The 22,116-nt window shown below is 56.4% G+C and carries 22 protein-coding genes and 1 riboswitch; of the genes, 12 read left to right on the top strand and 10 right to left on the bottom strand.

All coding sequences use genetic code 11. From position 1 onward, the window contains the following. Positions 1 to 34: 34 nt before the first annotated feature. Positions 35 to 310 (bottom strand): YcgL domain-containing protein, encoded by a 276-nt coding sequence (locus IM284_RS15380; RefSeq protein WP_041909499.1) that lies wholly within the window; start codon positions 308 to 310, stop codon positions 35 to 37. A gap of 123 nt (positions 311 to 433) precedes the next feature. Between IM284_RS15380 and minC the strand changes: the two genes are divergently transcribed. The 3 genes from minC to minE are packed head-to-tail and all read left to right on the top strand — an operon-like array spanning position 434 to position 2,250. Beyond that, entirely contained in the window at positions 434 to 1,141 is a 708-nt protein-coding gene (minC, locus tag IM284_RS15375) for a septum site-determining protein MinC (RefSeq protein ID WP_028013521.1), read from the top strand. Between the two features lie 23 nt (positions 1,142 to 1,164). Continuing rightward, positions 1,165 to 1,977, top strand: a complete 813-nt coding sequence (gene minD, locus IM284_RS15370; protein WP_028013522.1) for a septum site-determining protein MinD — start codon at positions 1,165 to 1,167, stop codon at positions 1,975 to 1,977. 3 nt (positions 1,978 to 1,980) lie between these two features. Continuing rightward, the gene (gene minE, locus IM284_RS15365) at positions 1,981 to 2,250 is read left to right on the top strand and encodes a cell division topological specificity factor MinE (protein ID WP_010432714.1); all 270 of its coding nucleotides are present in this window, start codon (positions 1,981 to 1,983) and stop codon (positions 2,248 to 2,250) included. Positions 2,251 to 2,324: 74 nt separating this feature from the next. On the opposite strand, the gene rnd is transcribed toward minE, so the two are convergent. From rnd to IM284_RS15340, 5 genes are all read right to left on the bottom strand, one after another. Then, the gene (rnd, locus tag IM284_RS15360; RefSeq protein ID WP_028013523.1) at positions 2,325 to 3,452 is read right to left on the bottom strand and encodes a ribonuclease D; all 1,128 of its coding nucleotides are present in this window, start codon (positions 3,450 to 3,452) and stop codon (positions 2,325 to 2,327) included. A 71-nt stretch (positions 3,453 to 3,523) separates the two neighbouring features. Then, positions 3,524 to 5,209: a long-chain-fatty-acid--CoA ligase FadD gene (gene fadD, locus IM284_RS15355; RefSeq protein ID WP_072252102.1), complete on the bottom strand. Its 1,686-nt coding sequence runs from the start codon at positions 5,207 to 5,209 to the stop codon at positions 3,524 to 3,526. A 203-nt stretch (positions 5,210 to 5,412) separates the two neighbouring features. After that, positions 5,413 to 5,994: a Slp family lipoprotein gene (locus tag IM284_RS15350; protein WP_041909497.1), complete on the bottom strand. Its 582-nt coding sequence runs from the start codon at positions 5,992 to 5,994 to the stop codon at positions 5,413 to 5,415. Between the two features lie 37 nt (positions 5,995 to 6,031). Then, entirely contained in the window at positions 6,032 to 6,727 is a 696-nt protein-coding gene (gene tsaB / locus IM284_RS15345; protein WP_047367799.1) for a tRNA (adenosine(37)-N6)-threonylcarbamoyltransferase complex dimerization subunit type 1 TsaB, read from the bottom strand. 66 nt (positions 6,728 to 6,793) lie between these two features. Beyond that, positions 6,794 to 8,704, bottom strand: a complete 1,911-nt coding sequence (locus tag IM284_RS15340; RefSeq protein WP_193055839.1) for an ATP-dependent DNA helicase — start codon at positions 8,702 to 8,704, stop codon at positions 6,794 to 6,796. 133 nt (positions 8,705 to 8,837) lie between these two features. Here IM284_RS15340 and IM284_RS15335 point away from each other — a divergent pair, with 133 nt between their 5' ends. Next, positions 8,838 to 9,182 carry a RidA family protein gene (locus tag IM284_RS15335; RefSeq protein WP_028013528.1) on the top strand — a complete coding sequence of 115 codons (345 nt, stop codon included), beginning with the start codon at positions 8,838 to 8,840 and terminating at the stop codon, positions 9,180 to 9,182. A gap of 6 nt (positions 9,183 to 9,188) precedes the next feature. Here the strand turns inward: IM284_RS15335 and IM284_RS15330 are convergent, their stop codons facing one another. After that, a complete protein-coding gene (locus IM284_RS15330) occupies positions 9,189 to 9,371 on the bottom strand; it encodes a YoaH family protein (protein ID WP_008500497.1) in 183 nt (60 codons plus the stop codon). Positions 9,372 to 9,432: 61 nt separating this feature from the next. On the opposite strand from IM284_RS15330, the gene pabB reads away from it, so the two are divergent. From pabB to sdaA, 3 genes are all read left to right on the top strand, one after another. Next, positions 9,433 to 10,761, top strand: a complete 1,329-nt coding sequence (pabB, locus tag IM284_RS15325) for an aminodeoxychorismate synthase component 1 (RefSeq protein WP_047367800.1) — start codon at positions 9,433 to 9,435, stop codon at positions 10,759 to 10,761. A gap of 2 nt (positions 10,762 to 10,763) precedes the next feature. Further along, positions 10,764 to 11,342, top strand: a complete 579-nt coding sequence (locus IM284_RS15320; protein ID WP_028013530.1) for a CoA pyrophosphatase — start codon at positions 10,764 to 10,766, stop codon at positions 11,340 to 11,342. Between the two features lie 184 nt (positions 11,343 to 11,526). Then, entirely contained in the window at positions 11,527 to 12,891 is a 1,365-nt protein-coding gene (sdaA, locus tag IM284_RS15315; protein ID WP_028013531.1) for an L-serine ammonia-lyase, read from the top strand. Between the two features lie 240 nt (positions 12,892 to 13,131). Here sdaA and yoaE read toward each other — a convergent pair whose 3' ends face one another. Further along, positions 13,132 to 14,691, bottom strand: coding sequence for a CNNM family cation transport protein YoaE (yoaE, locus tag IM284_RS15310; protein WP_028013532.1), 1,560 nt, complete (start codon positions 14,689 to 14,691; stop codon positions 13,132 to 13,134). Positions 14,692 to 15,153: 462 nt separating this feature from the next. Here yoaE and manX point away from each other — a divergent pair, with 462 nt between their 5' ends. The 5 genes from manX (at position 15,154) to mntP (ending at position 19,313) form a co-directional block, all read left to right on the top strand. After that, positions 15,154 to 16,122, top strand: a complete 969-nt coding sequence (gene manX, locus IM284_RS15305; protein WP_028013533.1) for a PTS mannose transporter subunit IIAB — start codon at positions 15,154 to 15,156, stop codon at positions 16,120 to 16,122. Positions 16,123 to 16,169: 47 nt separating this feature from the next. Continuing rightward, a complete protein-coding gene (manY, locus tag IM284_RS15300) occupies positions 16,170 to 16,970 on the top strand; it encodes a PTS mannose transporter subunit IIC (protein ID WP_003859914.1) in 801 nt (266 codons plus the stop codon). Positions 16,971 to 16,982: 12 nt separating this feature from the next. Further along, positions 16,983 to 17,834: a PTS mannose transporter subunit IID gene (locus IM284_RS15295; protein ID WP_006810994.1), complete on the top strand. Its 852-nt coding sequence runs from the start codon at positions 16,983 to 16,985 to the stop codon at positions 17,832 to 17,834. A 54-nt stretch (positions 17,835 to 17,888) separates the two neighbouring features. Further along, complete coding sequence (locus IM284_RS15290; protein ID WP_047367801.1) at positions 17,889 to 18,347, top strand: DUF986 family protein; 459 nt, start codon at positions 17,889 to 17,891, stop codon at positions 18,345 to 18,347. Between the two features lie 198 nt (positions 18,348 to 18,545). Beyond that, positions 18,546 to 18,736: riboswitch (yybP-ykoY riboswitch) on the top strand. Positions 18,737 to 18,746: 10 nt separating this feature from the next. Next, a complete protein-coding gene (gene mntP / locus IM284_RS15285; RefSeq protein WP_041911997.1) occupies positions 18,747 to 19,313 on the top strand; it encodes a manganese efflux pump MntP in 567 nt (188 codons plus the stop codon). On the opposite strand, the gene rlmA is transcribed toward mntP, so the two are convergent. Both rlmA and ftsI read right to left on the bottom strand, forming a co-directional pair. Next, a complete protein-coding gene (rlmA, locus tag IM284_RS15280) occupies positions 19,310 to 20,125 on the bottom strand; it encodes a 23S rRNA (guanine(745)-N(1))-methyltransferase (protein WP_049138827.1) in 816 nt (271 codons plus the stop codon). The genes mntP and rlmA overlap by 4 nt on opposite strands. Positions 20,126 to 20,192: 67 nt before the next feature. After that, entirely contained in the window at positions 20,193 to 21,911 is a 1,719-nt protein-coding gene (gene ftsI / locus IM284_RS15275) for a peptidoglycan glycosyltransferase FtsI (protein WP_028013537.1), read from the bottom strand. Positions 21,912 to 22,116: the final 205 nt, after the last annotated feature.

Genomic DNA, 22,116 nt, shown 5'->3' with positions numbered 1-22,116 from the left:
TCGGTTGATGTGTTATGCCCGAAAACAGCTGAGGCTATTTTTTCCCGGACGCCTCGAGGTGCTGTTTTAATAAATTCTCAGGCGGCGGTGGAAGCTGTAAATAATAGCCCTGCTCGGCTAATGCCGTTTTCACTTTTTCCAGATCGGCATTCACCAGTTTCTTACGGCCGTCCAGCGGCAGCAGCATCGCCAGCTGTGGTCGGCCAAAGTTCTTCATTAATTCTTCCGGCACGCGTGAAAAATCGTCTTTCTTTTCGACATAAAGATAGGTCTGGTCACGGCTTGTACTTCTGTAGATCACACAAAACATGTTTTTACTCTGAATTAATGGGTGGTTGCTTGCCTCAATATACTCCTGACTATAACATGCCTGATACTCTTCGGAATATCGCAGCGAATGGTTGCGGTTAATAGCAAATTGAGTAAGGCCAGGATGTCAAACACGCCCATCGAGCTTAAAGGCAGTAGCTTCACCTTATCAGTGGTTCATTTGCATGATGCAAAACCCGAGGTTATTCGTCAGGCGTTAGAAGACAAAATCGCCCAGGCTCCCGCCTTTCTGAAGCACGCCCCCGTCGTCATCAACGTCAGCGGTCTTGAGGCGCCGGTTAACTGGACACGTCTCCAGCAGGCGGTCTCCTCTACCGGGCTGCGTATTGTCGGCATCAGCGGCTGCAAAGATCCCGAGCTGAAAGCGGAAATCGACCGTGCGGGGCTGCCTCTTCTTAATGAAGGCAAAGAAAAAACCCCACGTGCAGCACCCGCTGCCGTACAAACGCCCCCTCCTGCGGCGCAAAACGTTACCGCTCTCACAAAAACGCGAATGATTGATGTGCCGGTTCGTTCCGGTCAGCGCATTTATGCGCCAAACTGTGATCTAATTGTTACAAGCCACGTCAGTGCTGGCGCAGAGCTTATTGCAGATGGCAATATTCACGTTTACGGTATGATGCGTGGACGTGCGCTCGCGGGCGCAAGTGGCGATCGGGACGCGCAAATATTTTGTACTCACCTGACGGCGGAACTGGTGTCCATCGCAGGTGAATATTGGCTGAGCGACAAGATCCCAGCCGAATTTTATGGCAAAGCGGCTCGCCTGCTTCTGGCAGACGACGCGTTGACCGTTCAACCGTTGAATTAATCCCTTTTTAACAAGGAATTTCTATGGCACGCATTATTGTTGTTACTTCGGGTAAAGGAGGCGTTGGCAAGACCACCTCCAGCGCGGCCATCGCTACTGGTTTGGCCCAGAAGGGAAAGAAAACCGTCGTTATCGACTTCGATATCGGTCTGCGTAACCTCGACCTCATCATGGGATGTGAGCGTCGCGTCGTATATGACTTCGTGAACGTCATTCAGGGCGATGCCACGCTGAACCAGGCGCTAATTAAAGACAAGCGCACCGAGAACCTCTTCATTCTTCCGGCTTCTCAGACGCGTGATAAAGATGCCCTGACCCGTGAAGGCGTGGAAAAGGTGCTCGACGAGCTGAAAAAAATGGAGTTCGACTTCATCGTCTGTGACTCCCCTGCCGGCATTGAAACCGGTGCCCTGATGGCGCTCTACTTTGCTGATGAAGCGATCATCACCACCAACCCGGAAGTCTCCTCCGTGCGTGACTCCGACCGTATTCTCGGTATTCTGGCCTCCAAATCCCGCCGTGCGGAAAATGGCCAGGATCCGATTAAAGAGCACCTGCTGCTGACCCGCTATAACCCGGGTCGCGTAAACAAAGGTGACATGCTGAGCATGGAAGACGTGCTGGAGATCCTGCGCATTAAACTGGTTGGCGTTATCCCGGAAGACCAGTCCGTATTACGCGCCTCTAACCAGGGCGAGCCCGTGATCCTTGATACAACGGCAGATGCAGGTAAAGCTTACGCCGATACCGTTGACCGTCTGCTGGGAGAAGAACGTCCTTTCCGCTTCATTGAAGAAGAGAAGAAAGGTTTCCTCAAACGCCTGTTCGGAGGATAAGTTATGGCATTACTGGACTTTTTTCTCTCGCGGAAAAAAAGCACCGCCAACATCGCAAAAGAACGCCTGCAAATTATCGTTGCGGAGCGTCGTCGTAGCGACGCCGAGCCTCACTACCTGCCGCAGCTGCGCAAGGACATCCTGGAAGTGATCTGTAAGTATGTGCAGATTGACCCGGAGATGGTCACCGTACAGCTGGAGCAAAAAGACGGGGATATTTCGATTCTGGAGCTGAACGTAACGCTTCCGGAAGCGGAAGAGTCGCGTCCGTAGATTCCTGGTGTCGTAGCCCCGGTAAGCGCAGCGCCACCGGGGAGAATATGCCGGGTATATCGCCCGGCATATTTTTATCGCGGATAACCTTCCAGCAAGGTATTCAGGCGATCGGCCATCAATACCCCGCGCCAGCCAGCCATCAGTTCCGGCACGCCATTCTGCGGTTTCAGCTTCCAGTGCCAGTTCAGCAGCTGGTTAATCTGTCTGCGTGACGCCAGCAGTTCAGCGCTCAGCTTGCTTTCCGTTGCGACATCCTGCACCAGCGCTTTGATATCCTTAAATGCTTTACGATAGCCCGGCATATCCATGAGATTCAGCAGCGTCTCAGGCAGTGCATCCTCCGGCAGCGCCTGCGCTTTGGCGACCAGCGCCAGCAGGGTTTTACCATGGAAACGGATCTCGCTGCCGGAAAGGCCAATGCTGTCCAGCTCGCCCAGGCTGCCCGGCATATAGCGCGCGACCGCCCAGAGATGCTCTTCACGCACCACAAAATTCACGGCCAAATCGCGCTCACGCGCTTTACGCAAACGCCAGTCCGCTAACAGCTGCAGGCAGGCCAGCTGACGCGTGCGAAGCTGCCAGGCGTTGGTGATATCACGCCAGGCCTCTTTCGGGTCAACCACTTCCTGGCGACGCTGCTGCGTCATACGGCACTCGTCCAGCGCGGCAGAGAGCCAGCCGGAGGCTTCCGCCTCTTTCATCAGCTGTCCGGCAATCGGCAGCAGGTAAAACACGTCTGCCGCCGCATATTCCAGCTGACGCTCGGTAAGCGGACGGGCCAGCCAGTCGGTACGGGATTCACTTTTATCCAGCGTCAGGCCCGTGTACTCCTCCACCATGGCGGCAAAGCCCCACGACAGCGGACGACCGCTGAACGCCGCGAGGATCTGCGTATCAATCAGCGGCTGAGGCATGATACCAAAGGTGTTAAGAAAGACTTCCAGATCTTCACTGCCCGCGTGCAGATATTTCGTTACCGCAGTATCCAGCAGCAGGTCACGCATCGGCGCCCAGTCGGTAATGCCGAGCGGGTCGATCAGCGAGACGTGCTTACCGTCGTACATCTGTATCAAACCCAGCTGTGGATAATAGGTGCGAGTACGGACAAACTCGGTATCCAGAGCGATGGCAGGAAAGTCGCGCGTCACTTCGCACAGCGAAGCCAGCTCGTCGTTGGTCGTGATCATCTGGTAATTCAAATCGGATTCTCTTTTGTTTGCGCCCATAAAAAACGCCGGCTTAACCGGCGTCTGGGCGATTAACGTGAAGCTCAGGCCTTATTGTCTACTTTGGCACGGGCTTCGTCACGTAATTCTCGTCGTAATATCTTCCCGACGTTGGATTTCGGCAGCTCATCGCGGAATTCCACCAGCTTCGGCACTTTATAGCCCGTCAGCTGACGGCGACAAAACGTTATCAGCGCTTCCTCGGTAAGAGAAGGATCTTTCTTGACCACAAATATCTTCACCGCTTCACCGCTGCTGCCGGAAGGAACGCCCACCGCCGCCACTTCCAGCACGCCGCTGTGCTGCATCACCACGTCTTCGATTTCGTTCGGATAGACGTTGAAGCCGGAGACCAGGATCATATCTTTTTTGCGATCGACGATGCGCAGGAAGCCTTCGTCATCCATCACCGCAATATCGCCGGTGTGAAGCCAGCCGTCTTTAATGATTTCGTCGGTCGCATCAGGGCGCTGCCAGTAACCCAGCATTACCTGCGGCCCTCTGACGCACAGCTCGCCCGGTTCGCCGTGAGGCACTTCGTTATCCTCATCATCCACCAGCTTTGCTTCCGTCGAGGGGACCGGCAGGCCGATGCTGCCGCTGTGGTAGTCGATATCGTGCGGGTTGACGCTCACCAGCGGGGCACATTCCGTCAGGCCGTAGCCTTCCAGCAGATATTGCCCGGTTAGCTTCACCCAGCGCTCGGCCACCGCCTGCTGAACCGGCATGCCGCCGCCCGCGGAGAGATGCAGCGTGGAGAAATCAAGCTGCTGGAACTCTTTGTTGTTGAGCAGCGCGTTAAACAGGGTGTTCACCCCGGTCATGGCGGTAAACGGGTATTTTGCCAGCTCTTTCACCAGACCCGGTATATCGCGCGGGTTGGTGATCAATACGTTTTGCCCGCCCAACTCGATAAACAGCAGGCAGTTCATGGTCAGCGCGAAGATGTGATACAGCGGCAGCGCGGTGATTACCAGCTCTTTACCCGGATGCAGCAGCGGCCCGTAGGTGGCATTAACCTGCTCAAGGTTCGCCAGCATGTTGCGGTGGGTCAGCATCGCCCCTTTGGCCACGCCGGTGGTGCCGCCCGTGTATTGCAGGAAGGCCAGGTCTTCGGAGACGACTTCAGGCTTGACGTACTGCATGCGATAGCCCGCATGCAGCGCGCGCCGGAAGGAGATAGCATCCGGCAGATGGTATTTTGGTACCAGACGTTTGACGTATTTAACGACAAAGTTGACCAGCGTCCCTTTGGCGGTGGAAAGCTGATCGCCCATGCGCGTCAGGATGACGTGCTTCACCTGGGTTTTGTCGACCACTTTTTCCAGGGTATGGGCAAAGTTAGAAACAATGACAATCGCCACCGCCCCGCTGTCGTTCAGCTGATGTTCCAGCTCGCGCGGCGTGTAAAGCGGGTTAACGTTGACGACAATCATCCCGGCACGCAGGATGCCAAACAGCGCCACCGGGTATTGCAGCAGGTTCGGCATCATCAGCGCGACGCGATCCCCTTTTTGCAGCCCAAGTCCTTCCTGCAGATAAGCCGCAAACGCCCGGCTACGCTCCTCAAGCTTACGGAACGTCATCACCTCGCCCATATTCACAAACGCGGGCTGGTCTGCGTAACGTCTTACCGAGTGCTCAAATAATTCCACCAGGGATTGATAACGGTCAGGATTGATCTCCGCAGGCACATCTGCGGGATAACGGTTAAGCCAAACCTTTTGCAATGCATCACCTCTGAAATGAGTGTTCGTCGTCATCACAGCCCCGATAATAAACAGTTTGTTAACATTATATTAACTCAGCGTACCAGTTTATTAATTGTTCAGATTGCAGGTTGCGAAGCGCGTCACTCTTTTTTTTCGTTTTATCCGTAAAAAAACAGAGACAGCGGCTGAGGCGCTGTCTCTTTCTTAACAATAACAGTAAGTTACTCAGTTACGATCGTTTGCACCTGTGCAGGGCCCGGGTTATACCAGCCCCATCCCGGATAACCGTAACGATAAGGATGTGGACCCCACATCCATGGGTCGATTGGCTGAGGCGGCATCACCACCTGCTGGGCGATACGCCAGCGCTTATAGCCGTTCACCTGCATGGTCATAAATTTATACGGCGTGTTGCCGATTTTGCCCTGCACCGAACCGGTAATCGGCCCGACAACGGTTACCAGCTGTCCGCGAAAATCGACCGGGTCAAGGAAACCACTAACGTCGGCATAGATACGCCCGCGAGAGGCTTCACCGAGTACGGGACGCGCGCCGCTGTCGAGCGGTACCGTGGCTATTTCCAGACGGGTTTTCCCCTGCTGGTTCTGCACGTCGATCACTTTCCCACCGAAGCGGGCTTCCTGGCCGACGTAAAGCTCGGGCGCATTCATTACCCGAACCAGATCCTGCTGTGGCGTCGGGCTGCTGCCCTTGATCGCATCAGGTACGGTTACGCAACCGCTCAGTGCTATGGCAACCGCGCCTGCCATAAAAAGGCGTACTACTTTAGTCTGAACCGCCATGATGCGACTCCTTTTTCTCAGTTCCTGTTACTGAGATTCATTCGCGGCCCGGAAGTTTCTTCCACGCGACGGTGTTTCGCAAATAAACCGGCTCCGCATGCTCAACGGCAACGGTTTTTCCTGCTGCAAGCAGTTGACGGGCAATCGGGAGCATATCTTCTGCCGCAGGCAGGAGCATGTTGCCGTCCACCAGCGTCACGCCGGTGCCGCTCGCCATCTCTGGCCACGCCGGCCAGCCCGTGCCGACCGTCGCCCACTCGCCGGACAGCTGCTTCAGGCGCTCAGTAACGGCTTCAGGCTTAAGCACTGCTTCCGTCTCTTCGCCGTGCCAGACGCCGTTTTCATCGCGGGTATATTCCGCCCAGTAAACTTCACCCATGCGAGCGTCAATAGCGGCGAGCACGCGGGTCGCGCCCGTCATGCGCCAGGCACCCTCCGCCATCGTCGCAAGCGTAGAGACGCCGATCATCGGCAGGTCAGCGCCCAGCGCCAGCCCCTGCGCGATGCCAATCCCAATGCGCACGCCCGTAAAGCTGCCGGGGCCGCGGCCAAAGGCCAGCGCGTCGAGGTCGGTTAAGGTGGTGTTGCCCTGGGTTAAAATGGCTTTTACCAGGGGCAGAATACGCTGGGTGTGTTCCCGTGGGCACTCTTCGAAATGAGCAGAAACAGCACCGTCGTTCAACAGAGCAACAGAGCAAGCCTCTGTCGCGGTATCAATAGCCAGAATTCGCATCAGTCGTCGCGCTCTCGCAAGGGTCAGTCACAAAATGGCGCGCATCTTAGCACACTCCGGAGCGAATTACTCCGCCGTTGGGTTTGCCAGGAAACGCACCGCGCGTTTAATGTCCCGCGTACGCGGGGCGGGCGGCAGGCTGGCGAGGAACGTTGCGCCGTAAGGACGCATCACCAGGCGGTTATCGCAGATCACCAGCACGCCGCGGTCGGTGACGTCACGGATCAGTCGCCCTACCCCCTGCTTAAGCGTGATGACCGCGTCCGGTAGTTGAACGTCGTCGAACGGATCGCCGCCGCGCAGGCGGCAGTCTTCCATACGCGCCTTGAGCAGCGGATCGTCCGGCGACGTGAACGGCAGCTTATCGATGATCACCAGCGAGAGCGTGTCGCCGCGCACGTCCACCCCTTCCCAGAAGCTGCTGGTTGCCACCAGCAGGGCGTTACCGGCGCTGACAAACTGCTGGAGCAGCTGGCCTTTACTAGTTTCCCCCTGCAGCAGCACCGGGAGGGTCATGGTGGCGCGAAACTGCTCGGCGAGATCGCGCATCATGGCGTGTGAGGTGCAGAGCATAAAGCAGCGCCCGTTGTTGGCCTCAATCATCGGCTTGAGCATCGCCGCGAGATGCCGCGCCGCCCCCGGCTGGTTCGGTAGTGGGAAATTGCGTGGCACGCAGAGCAGCGCCTGCTTTTCGTAATCAAACGGGCTGGGCAGCAGCAGTGATTCCGCCTGCTCAATGCCGAGGCGCTCGGTGAAGTGGTGCAGATCGTCATTTACAGACAGGGTTGCGGAAGTGAAGATCCAGCTTCCCGGCTTCTGCGCCATCACCTCTTTGAATTTATCGGCCACCGTCAGCGGCGTGAGCGCCAGGGTAAAGTGGCGCGAGGTGCATTCATACCAGTAGCTGTACCCCGGCTGGTTGATCTCTTTTAGCCGTTTCAGCCGCCCGCGATAGAGCGTGGCGCGCTCGAAGGCGGCGTCAAGCAGCGCGGAGCGTCCGAGGGACAGCTTCGCCACGTCGTAGCAGAGCTCAAGTGCATCATCGAGCAGCAGCAGCGCGCGCTGGATATTTTTGTCCGCCAGCAGTTCGCGCAGGTTGCCGCGATAGCCCGGCTCGCCAAGCTGTAAGCGGAAATCCTGCGCGCTTTGCGCCAGACGGTCGGCACACTTCTGCAGCTGCTGGGTATCTTTGAGTTCGGTCCGGTAGGCAATGGTAAAATCTTTCGCCAGATCCTGTAGCTGGCGGCTGGAGAGCGACTGGCCGAAATACTGGCTGGCGATATCCGGCAACTGATGGGCTTCATCGAAGATCATCACGTCCGCCTCCGGGATAAGCTCGCCGAAACCGCTGTCCTTAACCACCATATCCGCGAGGAACAGGTGGTGGTTCACCACCACCACGTCTGCGTCCATCGCTGTTTTGCGCGCTTTCACCACAAAACAGTCTTTATACAGCGGGCAGTCGCTGCCGAGGCAGTTGTCGTTGGTGCTGGTCACCAGCGGCCAGGCCGGGGAGTCTTCCGGCACGCTCGCGCAGGTGCTGATATCGCCCTCTTCGGTCTGGTTCGCCCAGGCGCGCAGGATAATGACGTCGCTCAGGGTTTGTACCGGCAGATCGCCGCCCGCCAGCGCCTGCTGTTCAAGACGTTCCAGGCAGAGATAGTTGGAGCGCCCCTTCAGCAGGGCCAGACGGCCTTTATATTTCAGCGCCTTTGCCACCGTGGGCAAGTCGCGGCTGTAGAGCTGATCCTGCAGCGCTTTCGATCCGGTGGAAATTATCACCTTCTTTTTCGCCCGCAGCGCCGGCGCAAGGTAAGCATAGGTCTTACCCGTGCCGGTTCCGGCTTCAACCACCAGCGGCTGGGCCTGATCAATGGCGCGGGCAACGGCGTGCGCCATCTGTCGCTGAGGCTCACGGGGCTTGAAGCCGGGGATCGCCTGCGCTAATTGACCTTCAGGGGAAAAATCGTCTGCCACGTTGCTCTCTCACTGTATTTTTGCACAGGGATTATGTCAGCCCATCTTCTCCTGTGCCACCCCAAATAGTGACGACGGCAGAACAATATGGCAGTCTTGCCGCCTGACGACGAAAAATAACGAGGAAACGTTTATGACAATTGTGCGCATTGATGCCGAAGCCCGCTGGTCTGATGTGGTGATCCATAACCAGACGCTGTATTACACCGGTGTACCGTCAAATCTGGACGCGGATGCGTTCGAACAGACGGCGAATACCCTGGCGCAGATTGATGCCGTGCTGGAAAAACAGGGCAGCGATAAATCCCGCATTCTGGATGCGACCATTTTCCTGGCAAATAAAGACGATTTCGCGGCGATGAATAAAGCCTGGGATGCGTGGGTGGTGGCGGGTCACGCGCCTGTACGCTGCACCGTACAGGCCACGCTGATGAAACCGGAATACAAGGTTGAGATCAAGATTATCGCGGCTGTTTAAGCCCGATTACTCTTCATCTTCATCCTCAAAACGCGCCACGATCCGCTCGCCGGTATGGGTGGCGCGCAGCTCCTCCGCCACCTGGGAAATCGCCTGTCCGCTGCTCATCCCCTGGGACATCAGTTCCTGAATTCGCTCAACCGCTTTCTGCTGCTGTTCATGGCTCAGAGAAGGTAAACCTGCAAACATCGTCAACTCCTGCTAAATTATTCGCGCTAATTATTTCACGCTGCCCGGTAGTATGCCATACATGAACATGCGCTTCCCCACTGTTGTTACCTTACCCTGGCGCGCTGACGCCGCTGAGTTCTGGTTTGCCCGTCTGAGCCATCTTCCTTTTGCCATGCTGCTGCACTCCGGCCATGCGGATCACCCGTACAGCCGCTTCGATATTATGGTAGCCGATCCCCTGAAAACGCTGACGACCGACGATCTGTCGACGACGGACGATCCGCTGATGCAGCTTCAGCAGGAAATCAACGCGCTGGGCTTATCCGCTACCCCTAACCTGGACCTGCCCTTCCAGGGCGGCGCGCTGGGCCTGTTTGGCTACGATTTGGGTCGCCGCTTCGAGATGCTGCCCGAGCATGCGCAGGCGGATATTGCCCTGCCGGACATGGCCGTGGGGCTATATGACTGGGCGTTGATTGTGGACCACCAGAAAAAAAGGGTCTCCCTGCTGAGCCATGATGACGTGCAGGCGCGTCTGGCCTGGCTTGAGGCACAACAGCCTGCTCCAGCTGAAGCGTTCACCCTGACCTCCGGCTGGCGCTCGAACATGACCGCGCTGGAATACGCGGAAAAATTCTCCCGCGTGCAGGCCTATCTGCAAAGCGGCGACTGCTATCAGGTTAACCTTGCCCAGCGTTTCCAGGCAGCATACCAGGGGGACGAGTGGCAGGCGTTTACCCGTCTCAATGCCAGTAACAGGGCTCCGTTCAGCGCGTTTGTACGTCTGGAACAGGGGGCCATCCTCAGCCTGTCGCCGGAGCGTTTTATCCATCTGGCGGAAGGGACGATTCAGACCCGCCCGATTAAAGGCACGCTGCCGCGCCTTGCCGATCCGGACGCCGATCGCCAGCAGGCGGAGAAACTCGCCGGGTCACCGAAGGATCGCGCCGAAAACCTGATGATTGTCGACCTGATGCGTAACGATATTGGCCGGGTCGCCGAACCAGGCAGCGTGCGCGTGCCGGAGCTGTTCGTCGTCGAGCCTTTCCCGGCAGTGCATCATCTGGTCAGCACCATCACCGCGCGTCTGCCCGCCTCTCGCACCGCCTGCGATCTGCTCCGGGCCGCGTTCCCGGGCGGCTCCATCACCGGTGCGCCAAAAATTCGCGCCATGGAAATCATCGACGAACTGGAACCGCACCGCCGCAACGCCTGGTGCGGCAGCATCGGCTATATCAGCCTGTGCGGCACCATGGATACCAGCATTACCATTCGCACGCTGACGGCCTGCGGCGGCAATCTGTACTGTTCTGCGGGCGGCGGCATTGTGGCGGACAGCCAGGTCGAGGCGGAATATCAGGAAACCTTTGATAAGGTGAACCGCATCCTGAAGCAACTGGAGAACTAACGGTGGAGAAAGAGAACCTGACGCTGGATGATTTTCTGTCGCGCTTTCAGCTGCTACGGCCGCAGGTCAACCGCGCCACGCTGAATCAGCGTCAGGCGGCGGTGCTGATCCCGGTGGTGCGCCGGGAACAGCCGGGCCTGCTGCTTACGCAGCGTTCGCCGCATATGCGCAAACACGCCGGTCAGGTGGCCTTCCCGGGAGGCGCGGTGGACAGCACCGATGCGTCGCTGATTGCCGCCGCGCTGCGGGAAGCGCAGGAGGAGGTGGCGATCCCGCCTGACGCGGTGGAAGTCATCGGCGTGCTGCCGCCCGTCGACAGCGTGACCGGCTTTCAGGTCACGCCGGTCGTCGGCATTATCCCCCCCAATCTTCAGTACCACGCCAGCGTCGACGAAGTTTCTGCGGTGTTTGAGATGCCGCTTGAAGAGGCGCTCCGGCTAAGCCGCTATCATCCGCTGGATATCCATCGCCGGGGGCATGACCATCGGGTCTGGTTGTCCTGGTATCAGCATTATTTTGTCTGGGGCATGACGGCGGGCATCATTCGTGAACTGGCGCTACAAATCGGCCTGAAGCCTTGACTATACTTTACATTCCAGCCTTTTTTGCAGGTTTGCGATCCGCGTCGCGCTATTAGCAAAACCCATCGTTAACCATTAGTTTAATTCATGTGAATAGTTAAGCCGAGGTTGGTGTTCCCTCTTACACTATGCGCAGTTATAACATCGTTACTGGAACCCCGGTAACCCTGTCAGGAGTGTGAAAGTGATTAGTATATTCGACATGTTCAAAGTGGGGATTGGTCCTTCTTCTTCCCACACTGTAGGGCCGATGAAGGCCGGTAAACAGTTCGTCGATGATCTGGTCGAAAAAGGATTACTGGAAAGCGTTACCCGTGTCGCCGTAGACGTTTACGGTTCACTGTCATTAACGGGTAAAGGCCACCACACCGATATCGCCATTATTATGGGTCTGGCGGGCAATATGCCGGACACTGTTGATATTGATGCCATCCCGGCATTCATCCGCGACGTGGAAGCGCGCGGTCGCCTGCTGCTGGCTAACGGTCAGCACGAAGTGGATTTCCCGCAGGATGACGGCATGCGTTTTCGCAGCGACAACCTGCCGCTGCATGAAAACGGCATGACTATCCACGCCTGGAGCGGCGAAAAAGAGATCTACAGCAAAACCTACTACTCCATCGGCGGTGGCTTCATCGTTGACGAAGAGCATTTCGGTAAAGAGAGCGCGGGCGACGTGAACGTGCCCTATCCGTTCAAATCGGCCACCGAGATGCTGGGCTACTGCAAAGAGACCGGTTTGTCGCTGTCCGGCATGGTGATGCAGAACGAGCTGGCGCTGCACAGCAAAAAAGAGATCGAAGACTATTTTGCCAACGTGTGGCAAACCATGCGCGCCTGTATCGATCGCGGGATGAACACCGAAGGCGTACTGCCAGGGCCACTGCGCGTGCCGCGTCGTGCCTCTGCCCTGCGCCGTATGCTGGTGACCACGGACAAATTCTCTAACGACCCGATGAACGTAGTTGACTGGGTGAACATGTTTGCTCTGGCGGTGAACGAAGAGAACGCCGCGGGGGGGCGCGTGGTGACCGCGCCAACCAACGGCGCGTGCGGGATCGTTCCGGCGGTGCTGGCCTACTACGATCACTTTATCGAGCCTGTGACGCCGGATATTTATATCCGTTATTTTCTCGCGGCAGGCGCTATCGGTGCGCTGTATAAGATGAACGCGTCCATTTCAGGCGCTGAAGTGGGCTGTCAGGGTGAAGTAGGCGTGGCCTGCTCTATGGCGGCGGCCGGTCTGGCCGAGCTGCTGGGCGCAAGCCCTGAACAGGTTTGCGTGGCGGCGGAAATTGGTATGGAGCATAACCTCGGTCTGACCTGTGACCCGGTCGCAGGCCAGGTGCAGGTACCGTGCATTGAGCGTAACGCGATTGCCTCCGTCAAAGCGATTAACGCCTCACGCATGGCGATGCGCCGTACCAGCGAACCACGCGTGTCGCTGGATAAGGTTATCGAAACCATGTACGAAACCGGCAAAGACATGAACGCGAAGTACCGTGAAACGTCGCGCGGCGGTCTGGCCATTAAGGTGCAGTGCGACTAATCCTCTCTTTCGCCCATCCGCAACGGATGGGCGAATTTCTCCCTTCATTCTCGTCTCCTTCTTCTTTCCCCACTACACTTTTACGGTCGCGGCTGCTCGCGCTCGGCCTGGCATCAGGCAGCGGCTAAATAGCGAACGGGTTGAGAGAGAAGCAGGCGCGGTAGTAACGCCACAATGGCTGGCGGGAAAATCTTCCCCGCCAGAAGATCGTAACGGGCACATCGTACCCGTTAAGCAGACTTATTCGTCTTCGTCGTGTGCAGACTGTTCTTTAACAATGCGGACCAGATCGACGCGGTAGTCGTTAGCTTCAACGATAGTGATGTGCAATGGAGGAAGCTCGATCACATCCCCGACACGCGGGATCTGACCGTTTACGGCGATAACCAGCCCCGCCACGGTTGCGATGTCTTCTTCATCGTTAACCACGTTTTCCAACCCCAGCGTATGCGAGAGCGCGTGCAGGTCGGTCGCACCTTTGACCAGCCAGCCTTCGCCGTCGGCCACAATCTCAGGCGTTTCGTCTTCATCCGGGAATTCACCGGCAATCGCTTCAAGCACGTCCAGCGGCGTCACCAGCCCCTGTACCACACCAAACTCGTTGGTGACGATAACAAAGCTACCGCGCGCGCGACGCAATACGCCCAGCAGGTTGATCGGATCCAGCGTTTCCGGTACGACAATCGCCGGCGACGAAGCTGCAATGGCCTCCACGTTGACACCCTCTTCCAGCGCCACCAGCATCTCTTTCGCCCGAACCACGCCGATGATCTCATCCAGCTCACCGCGGCATACCGGGAACAGGCTGTGCGGAGATGAGAGCAATTGCTGACGAATTTCATCAACGCTCAGGTTCGCATCGACCCAGCTAATTTCCCCGCGCGGCGTCATGATGCCGCGCAACGAGCGGGAGGCCAGGGAGAGCACGCCGTTAATCATGTAGCGTTCTTCTTCCACAAACGCCCCTTCCGGAACCGGCACCGGGTTACGGTTTTCAGGGTCAGACTGGACGTTCACCTGACGGCGTCCGCCCATCAGGCGCAGAATGGCGTCCGCTGTACGGGCACGCAGCGGCTGATTTGACTGCTGCTTAATAAAGTTACGGCGCGCAATCTGGTTGAACAGTTCGATCAGGATCGAGAAGCCAATCGCGGCGTACAGGTAGCCTTTCGGAATATGGAAGCCGAAACCTTCCGCCACCAGGCTCAAACCAATCATCAGCAGGAAGCTCAGACAGAGCACGACCACCGTCGGATGCTGATTGACGAAGCGCGTCAGCGGTTTCGAGGCCAGCAGCATCACCGCCATCGCAATCACGACGGCCGCCATCATCACCGGCAGGTGGTTCACCATACCGACCGCGGTAATCACCGCATCCAGCGAGAAGACTGCATCCAGCACCACAATTTGCAGCACCACGACCCAGAAGCTGGCGTAGCCCTTACCGTGACCATCATCATGTTGCCGGTTCTCCAGCCGTTCATGCAGCTCTGTTGTCGCTTTGAACAGCAGGAATATCCCCCCGATTAGCATGATCAAATCACGGCCGGAGAAGGTGTAATCCATGACGGAGAACAGCGGTTTGGTCAGCGTGACCATCCACGAGATCACGGAGAGCAGCCCCAGTCGCATGACCAGCGCCAGCGAGAGTCCAATCAGACGCGCTTTATCACGCTGTTTTGGCGGCAGCTTATCCGCAAGGATGGCGATAAACACCAGGTTATCGATGCCGAGAACGATCTCCAGCACCACCAGCGTGAGCAGTCCCACCCAGATTGACGGGTCCATTAAGAATTCCATGACAAGCTCCTGCTAAAGGAATGACAAAACGGTGCCCCACTCAACGTGGGCAAATAAGAGGCAGACAGAGTTGATACGTGGCGTGGTTCGCCGGTGAAAAAGGCGCGGAATGGCCTGGTAGATGACTGACGTCGGTGACGGTCCATATAGTGGGCTGTAGCCCTATACTCCTGAACAAGTAAACGGAGGCTAAACATATCAGAGAGACTGTGTTTTTAGCAAAGATTTACGTTCCTTTGCAAAGTTCTGTAACACAGCGGCTATACGTTACAGATAATTCTGTAACGCGTGGCTAAATTACGGATCTTCATCACATAAATTATTTTTTCACTATCTAAAATAATTCGCGGAAGTCTTAGTTTTTTGAACTCTAACCCTTATCTGAATCGATTCGGTTCGCCAATACGATTCTCAGTACGTCTGCCCGGCAGGCGTATTAATGATAATAAAAGGAGGTAGCAAGTGACCATTGCTATTGTCATAGGCACACATGGTTGGGCTGCTGAGCAGCTACTCAAAACGGCAGAGATGCTGTTGGGCGAGCAAGAAAACGTCGGCTGGATCGATTTCGTTCCCGGTGAAAATGCCGAGACGCTGATTGAGAAGTACAACGCTCAACTCGCGAAGCTGGATACCAGCAAAGGCGTGCTGTTTCTCGTCGATACATGGGGCGGCAGTCCGTTTAATGCTGCCAGCCGCATTGTCGTCGATAAAGAGCATTATGAAGTCGTCGCCGGGGTAAACATTCCCATGCTGGTGGAAACCTTTATGGCGCGCGACGACAACCCAGGCTTCGATGAGCTGGTCGCGCTGGCCGTTGAAACCGGCCGCGAAGGGGTGAAAGCCCTGAAGGCTCAGCCGGTTGAAAAACCCGCCCCTGCCCCGGCTGCGGCGGCACCGAAAGCAGCGGCACCGGCAAAACCGATGGGACCGAACGATTACATGGTCATCGGCCTGGCGCGTATTGATGACCGTCTGATTCACGGACAGGTTGCGACTCGCTGGACCAAAGAGACCAACGTACAGCGTATCATCGTGGTCAGTGACGAAGTGGCCGCCGACACTGTCCGTAAAACCCTTCTGACTCAGGTTGCACCACCGGGCGTTACCGCGCACGTGGTGGATGTCGCCAAGATGATCCGCGTTTACAACAACCCGAAATATGCGGGTGAACGCGTGATGCTCCTGTTTACTAACCCGACAGACGTCGAGCGCATTGTTGAAGGCGGCGTGAAAATCACCTCCGTGAACATCGGCGGTATGGCTTTCCGTCAGGGCAAAACGCAGGTCAACAACGCGATTTCAGTTGATGCGAAAGATATCGAGGCGTTCAACAAGCTGAATGCCCGCGGTATTGAGCTGGAAGCCCGTAAGGTTTCCACTGACCAGAAACTGAAAATGATGGATTTGATCGGTAAAGTTGGGAAATAAGCCCGCGCCGGTTTTTCACATAAAGCTTATGTTATAGGAGAAGTACAATGGAGATTACCACTCTTCAGATTGTGCTGGTGTTCATCGTCGCGTGTATTGCGGGTATGGAATCCGTACTTGATGAATTTCAGTTCCACCGCCCTCTGGTGGCCTGTACGCTGATCGGTGCCGTTCTGGGTGATATGAAAACCGGTATCATCATCGGTGGTACGCTGGAAATGATCGCCCTGGGCTGGATGAACATCGGTGCCGCCGTTGCGCCTGATGCCGCACTGGCCTCTATCATCTCAACCGTTCTGGTTATTGCCGGTCATCAGAGTATTGGTGCTGGTATTGCCCTTGCCATTCCTCTGGCCGCAGCAGGCCAGGTGCTGACCATCATCGTTCGTACCATCACCGTGGCCTTCCAGCACGCGGCGGATAAGGCGGCCGAGAACGGCAACCTCACGGCACTCTCCTGGATCCACGTGTCGTCCCTGTTCCTGCAGGCGATGCGTATCGCAATCCCGGCGGTTATCGTTGCGATCTCTGTCGGCACCAGTGAAGTTCAGGGCATGCTGAACGCGATTCCTGAAGTGGTCACCAGCGGTCTGAACATCGCGGGCGGTATGATCGTCGTGGTAGGTTACGCGATGGTCATCAACATGATGCGCGCGGGCTACCTGATGCCGTTCTTCTACCTCGGCTTCGTCACCGCAGCATTCACCAACTTCAACCTGGTTGCGCTGGGCGTGATTGGTGCCGTGATGGCGATTCTCTACATCCAGCTCAGCCCCAAATACAACCGTGTTGCGGGTGCCCCAGCGCAGGCTGCTGGTAACAACGATCTCGATAACGAACTGGACTAACAGGTGAGCGAAATGGTTGATATGACAAAAACTACCACCGAGAAAAAACTCACTCCGGGTGATATTCGTGGCGTGTTCATCCGTTCTAACCTGTTTCAGGGTTCATGGAACTTCGAACGTATGCAGGCGCTGGGCTTCTGCTTCTCAATGGTGCCGGCGATAAAACGTCTCTACCCTGAGAACAACGAAGCACGCCGTCAGGCGATTAAGCGTCACCTGGAATTCTTCAACACCCATCCTTACGTCGCGGCTCCGGTTCTGGGCGTGACGCTGGCGATGGAAGAGCAGCGTGCGAACGGCGCGGAGATTGACGATGGTGCCATCAACGGTATCAAAGTCGGTCTGATGGGTCCGCTGGCCGGCGTGGGCGACCCTATCTTCTGGGGTACTGTTCGTCCGGTCTTCGCGGCGCTGGGTGCCGGGATCGCGATGAGCGGCAGCCTGCTCGGTCCTCTGTTGTTCTTTATCCTGTTCAACGCGGTACGTCTTCTGACCCGTTACTACGGCGTGGCCTACGGCTACCGTAAGGGCGTGGACATCGTTAAGGATATGGGCGGCGGCTTCCTGCAGAAACTGACCGAGGGGGCCTCTATTCTCGGCCTGTTTGTGATGGGGGCGCTGGTTAACAAGTGGACGCACGTGAACATCCCGCTGGTGGTTTCGACCATCACCGGTCAGGATGGTCAAACCCGCGTCACCACCGTGCAGACGATTCTGGACCAGTTGATGCCTGGCCTGGTGCCGCTGCTGTTGACCTTCGCCTGTATGTGGCTGCTGCGTAAGAAAGTGAACCCGCTGTGGATCATCGTTGGCTTCTTCGTCATCGGTATCGCGGGCTACGCAGTCGGCCTGCTGGGCCTGTAAAACATTGCGTTTTCGACCGGGGGCTTGCCCCCGGTCTTTTTATCTGGAGGATGAATGACTGTTACGGACATCGTACTGGTGTTGTTTATTGTTGCCCTTCTGGCTTACGCGATCTATGACGAATTCATTATGCCTCGCCGTAACGGCGAGACGCTGCTGACCCTTCCCCTCTTACGCCGTGGACGCATTGATGCATTTATCTTCGCCGGCCTGGTGGTCATTCTGATTTACAATAACGTGACCAGCCACGGTGCAATATTAACCACATGGTTATTATGTGCGCTGGCATTAATGGCGATTTACCTGTTCTGGATCCGCTCGCCGAAACTCATTTTTAAAAAACAGGGATTCTTCTTCGCCAACGTATGGATAGAATATAACCGCATTAAAGAGATGAATTTATCCGAAGACGGCGTGTTAGTGATGCAATTAGAACAGCGCCGCCTGCTCATTCGGGTCAAAAATATTGATGACCTTGAGAAAATCTACACATTACTCGTTAAAACTCAATAAGTTAACATTATAACCTCGGCTATATATTGTGATATTCTTTCGCAAAGAATATAGCCGTTGCTATATCTTCTCTCGTCTTTGACTTATATTTATTAACGATATTTTCACGCATAAACCTAAATGAAAATCGTTATCAAAGACGCAGATAAATTAAGCCTTGCTCGTTGTTGTTTTATATTCTCAAAATATGTTAAGGTTGCGCCCGTCGTTGGGGAGTAGCCGATTTCCTGCACGCAGGAAATGTACGCGTCAACATACTCGTTGAAAAACGTGGCGCGTACGGATCGCTTTCAGCACGCTTACAGTGCAAAAGAGATCAGGCGAGACCATAGATACATCAACTGCTGTTTACTGGGGGCAGTGATGTGTCATATGGATATCCCCGGTCTGGACGCTCTTATGAACATCTCCGCTACGATCCTTCTCGCTTTTGGCATGTCCATGGATGCATTTGCCGCCTCCATCGGCAAAGGCGCCACGCTCCACAAACCTAAATTCACAGAAGCTCTGCGCACCGGTCTGATCTTTGGTGCCATCGAAACGCTGACGCCGCTCATCGGCTGGGGTTTGGGCATGCTCGCCAGCCAGTTCGTGCTGGAGTGGAACCACTGGATTGCGTTCGTCCTGCTGGTGTTTCTCGGAGGCCGAATGATGATTGAAGGTTTTCGCGGGAATGATGATGAAGATGAAGCACCGCTGCACCGCCACGGTTTCTGGCTGCTGGTCACCACGGCAATTGCCACCAGCCTGGACGCCATGGCCGTCGGGGTGGGTCTGGCATTCCTGCAGGTCAATATTATCGCCACCGCGCTGGCCATTGGCTGTGCAACGCTGATTATGTCCACGCTGGGCATGATGGTCGGGCGGTTTATCGGCCCGCTGCTGGGTAAACGCGCCGAGATCTTAGGCGGTATCGTGCTGATCGGCATTGGTGCCCAGATCCTCTGGGCACACTTCGCGCCTTAAGCGTCGCGCTGCCAGACGTGGATACTGAAATCTGTCTGGCAGCCAAACGTCGTCCGAGCCGCTAACGCATCCCATACTTCCGGCTTTGCCCGCCACGCGAACGGCGTCATCTGCAGCAGGGCTACCGCTTCTTCCCCGTTCAAATTCATTTCATACGCCACTGAATGCTCCTGCTTCAGCGTAAAGCCTGTCAGCTGTTCAGAGTGGGGGGCATGCAGACGCACCTCGTCGTAAATGAGTCCCTTCAGCTCCATCAGGTGACGCGGACCCGGTGTGACGGTTATCACCCAGCCTCCGGGCTTCACGACGCGCGCCAGCTCGTCTGCTTTACACGGCGCGTAGATGCGGATAATGGCATCCATACTGGCATTATCAAACGGCAGCCGGTGGCTGGATGCCACGCAAAACGTCACGCCAGCGTAACGTTTAGCCGCCGCGCGGATCGCCACTTTCGACACGTCGAGACCGAATGTCACGGCCCCCTTCTCCCGTACCACATCCGCAAACCGTGCGGTGTAGTACCCTTCCCCGCAGCCGATATCAAGCATGGCGGACGCCGAATCAGGCAGTAAGTCACCCAGCATCTGCGCCACCGTCTCCCGCAGCGGCAGATAGTGCCCGGCATCGAGAAACGCCCTGCGCGCCTGCATCATCTCTGCGCTATCGCCCGGATCGCGGGAGCGCTTGTGCTGCACCGGAAGAAGATTCACATACCCTTCTTTCGCCATATCAAACTGATGTCCCTGCGGACAGGCATAACTTTTATCTGAGCGCGTCAGTGACGCGTGGCAAAGGGGACAGCTGAAGGACATGGAAACTCCGGGAGATAAACCAAAGGGCGAAGTGTACCGCTATTCGCCCTGCTATAAAACGGCTGGATTACCGCATGACGATAAGGTGGTCTGAACCGGCCGGCAGCCCATCGGGTTTGATATTCTCCAGGCGCAGCACGTTGCCCATGATTTCGCTGAAGACCGGCGCGGAAACCGCCCCGCCATAGTAGGCCCCGTTTTGTGGATCGTTAATCACCACCACCAGGGCGAAACGCGGGTCGCTGGCAGGCGCAACGCCTGCGGTATAGGCGACGTATTTATCGACATATTTGCCGCTATCATCAATTTTCTTCGCCGTCCCGGTCTTAACCGCCACGCGATAATCGCGAACGGCGGCCTTAACGCCCCCGCCGCCGGGCAGCGCGACGCTTTCCATCATGTGCTCCACTTCATGCGCGATCTCCTCCGGCATGACGCGGTGGCCGATAACCGGGGGATCGATGCGGGTTATGGAGAGTGGACGCTCAAGCCCGAAGCCGCCAATCGTCGCGTAGACGTGGGCAAGCTGGAGCGGTGTGACCATCAGGCCGTAGCCAAAGGCAAAAGTCGCGCGGTCTAGCTGACTCCAGTATTTACGCTGTGGCAACAGCCCGGCGCTTTCGCCCGTTAAGCCCAGCCCCGTGTTGGTGCCAAACCCAAAGTTTCGATAGGTATCAATAAGATGCTGGACAGGCATCGCCAGCGAGAGCCGGGATACGCCGGTGTCGCTCGATTTTTGCAGGATCCCGGTCATGGTCAGCTCAGGATAATAACCCACGTCGCGGATACGATGCCCGTCAAGGGTATACGGGTGGGTATCAATGACGCTGTCCGGCTGGACCAGCCCCTGCTGCAGAGCCGTCATCAACACCAGCGGCTTGACGGTCGAACCGGGCTCGAACGTATCGCTGATTGCCCGGTTGCGAAAATCGTTTATCGTCGCGCCTTCCCGGTTATTGGGATTGAAATCCGGATAGCTCGCCATGGCGAGTATTTCCCCGGTGGGGATATTAATGAGCACCGATGCCCCTGACTCGGCCTTATTCCAGGCGACGGCATTGTCCAGCGCGTCTTCGGTAATGGTTTGCAGCCGCTCGTCAATACTCAACTGGATGTTATGTGCCGGCGTGGGCGCCACTTCCGTCAGGTTTTCAACCACGCGCCCGTAGCGATCCTCCCGGACCTGTCGGACACCCGCTTTACCGGTCAGCTGAGTATTGAAGCTTTTCTCCACCCCTTCAATGCCCTGCCCGTCAATATTGGTGAAGCCAATCAGGTTCGCCGCCACGTGGCCTGCCGGGTAAAAGCGGCGGGATTCATCGCGCAAATTAATGCCGGGTAAATTGAGCTTATCAATCCACTTCGCCTGAGCAGGGTCGACCTGACGCGCCAGGTAGATGAAGCGGCCTTGGGGGTTGGCGTTAATTCGTGATGAAAGGGTGCTCAACGAGAGGTGCAGCGCGCTCGCCAGCGCCTGCCAGCGTTCATCAAACCCAACGCCACCTTTTGCCAGCACCGTTTTAGGATCGGCCCATACGGCCCGGACGGGTACGCTGACCGCCAGCGGTCGCCCTTCACGATCCATAATCATCCCACGCGGCGCATCAATCGCCAGCTGACGGAGGGATCGCATATCTTCCTGCTTCACCAGATTGTCAGGTTTGATGATTTGTAGCCAGGCAACGCGGCCAAGTAAAAAGGCCAGACTGCAGAAAATAGCGAAACAGAGCAGCGCAAAACGCGCCGGCGTGAAATTGCCAGCGGTTAATATCAATTTTTTCTTCACCTGAACCCCAGAGCTGTTAAACAACGCTCTGATTTAACGAGAAAAGATGCGCTTAGGGAGGCGAAACTGTGATACTAACCTCGCAGCTTTGCAACAAGTTGCTAACAAGACCGTAGATAGTAATATTTTGAAAGATAGGGAATAAAAAAGCCCCGCATGATGCGAGGCTTTATGTCTGAGAGTGAAGCGCTATGCGCCCCAGTCA

This window comes from Enterobacter cloacae complex sp. P12RS, assembly GCF_014895875.1.
Classification (GTDB): Bacteria; Pseudomonadota; Gammaproteobacteria; order Enterobacterales; family Enterobacteriaceae; genus Enterobacter; species Enterobacter bugandensis.
This window is presented reverse-complemented; position numbering and strand designations above follow the sequence as displayed.

Bases quoted from the DNA above. Each gene is read 5' to 3' on its own strand.
- IM284_RS15380 (WP_041909499.1), bottom strand. From the start codon at position 310: ATGTTTTGTGTGATCTACAGAAGTACAAGCCGTGACCAGACCTATCTT.
- minC (WP_028013521.1), top strand. From the start codon at position 434: ATGTCAAACACGCCCATCGAGCTTAAAGGCAGTAGCTTCACCTTATCA.
- minD (WP_028013522.1), top strand. From the start codon at position 1,165: ATGGCACGCATTATTGTTGTTACTTCGGGTAAAGGAGGCGTTGGCAAG.
- minE (WP_010432714.1), top strand. From the start codon at position 1,981: ATGGCATTACTGGACTTTTTTCTCTCGCGGAAAAAAAGCACCGCCAAC.
- IM284_RS15350 (WP_041909497.1), bottom strand. From the start codon at position 5,994: ATGGCGGTTCAGACTAAAGTAGTACGCCTTTTTATGGCAGGCGCGGTT.
- tsaB (WP_047367799.1), bottom strand. From the start codon at position 6,727: ATGCGAATTCTGGCTATTGATACCGCGACAGAGGCTTGCTCTGTTGCT.
- IM284_RS15335 (WP_028013528.1), top strand. From the start codon at position 8,838: ATGACAATTGTGCGCATTGATGCCGAAGCCCGCTGGTCTGATGTGGTG.
- IM284_RS15330 (WP_008500497.1), bottom strand. From the start codon at position 9,371: ATGTTTGCAGGTTTACCTTCTCTGAGCCATGAACAGCAGCAGAAAGCG.
- pabB (WP_047367800.1), top strand. From the start codon at position 9,433: ATGAACATGCGCTTCCCCACTGTTGTTACCTTACCCTGGCGCGCTGAC.
- yoaE (WP_028013532.1), bottom strand. From the start codon at position 14,691: ATGGAATTCTTAATGGACCCGTCAATCTGGGTGGGACTGCTCACGCTG.
- manY (WP_003859914.1), top strand. From the start codon at position 16,170: ATGGAGATTACCACTCTTCAGATTGTGCTGGTGTTCATCGTCGCGTGT.
- IM284_RS15295 (WP_006810994.1), top strand. From the start codon at position 16,983: ATGGTTGATATGACAAAAACTACCACCGAGAAAAAACTCACTCCGGGT.
- IM284_RS15290 (WP_047367801.1), top strand. From the start codon at position 17,889: ATGACTGTTACGGACATCGTACTGGTGTTGTTTATTGTTGCCCTTCTG.
- mntP (WP_041911997.1), top strand. From the start codon at position 18,747: ATGAACATCTCCGCTACGATCCTTCTCGCTTTTGGCATGTCCATGGAT.
- rlmA (WP_049138827.1), bottom strand. From the start codon at position 20,125: ATGTCCTTCAGCTGTCCCCTTTGCCACGCGTCACTGACGCGCTCAGAT.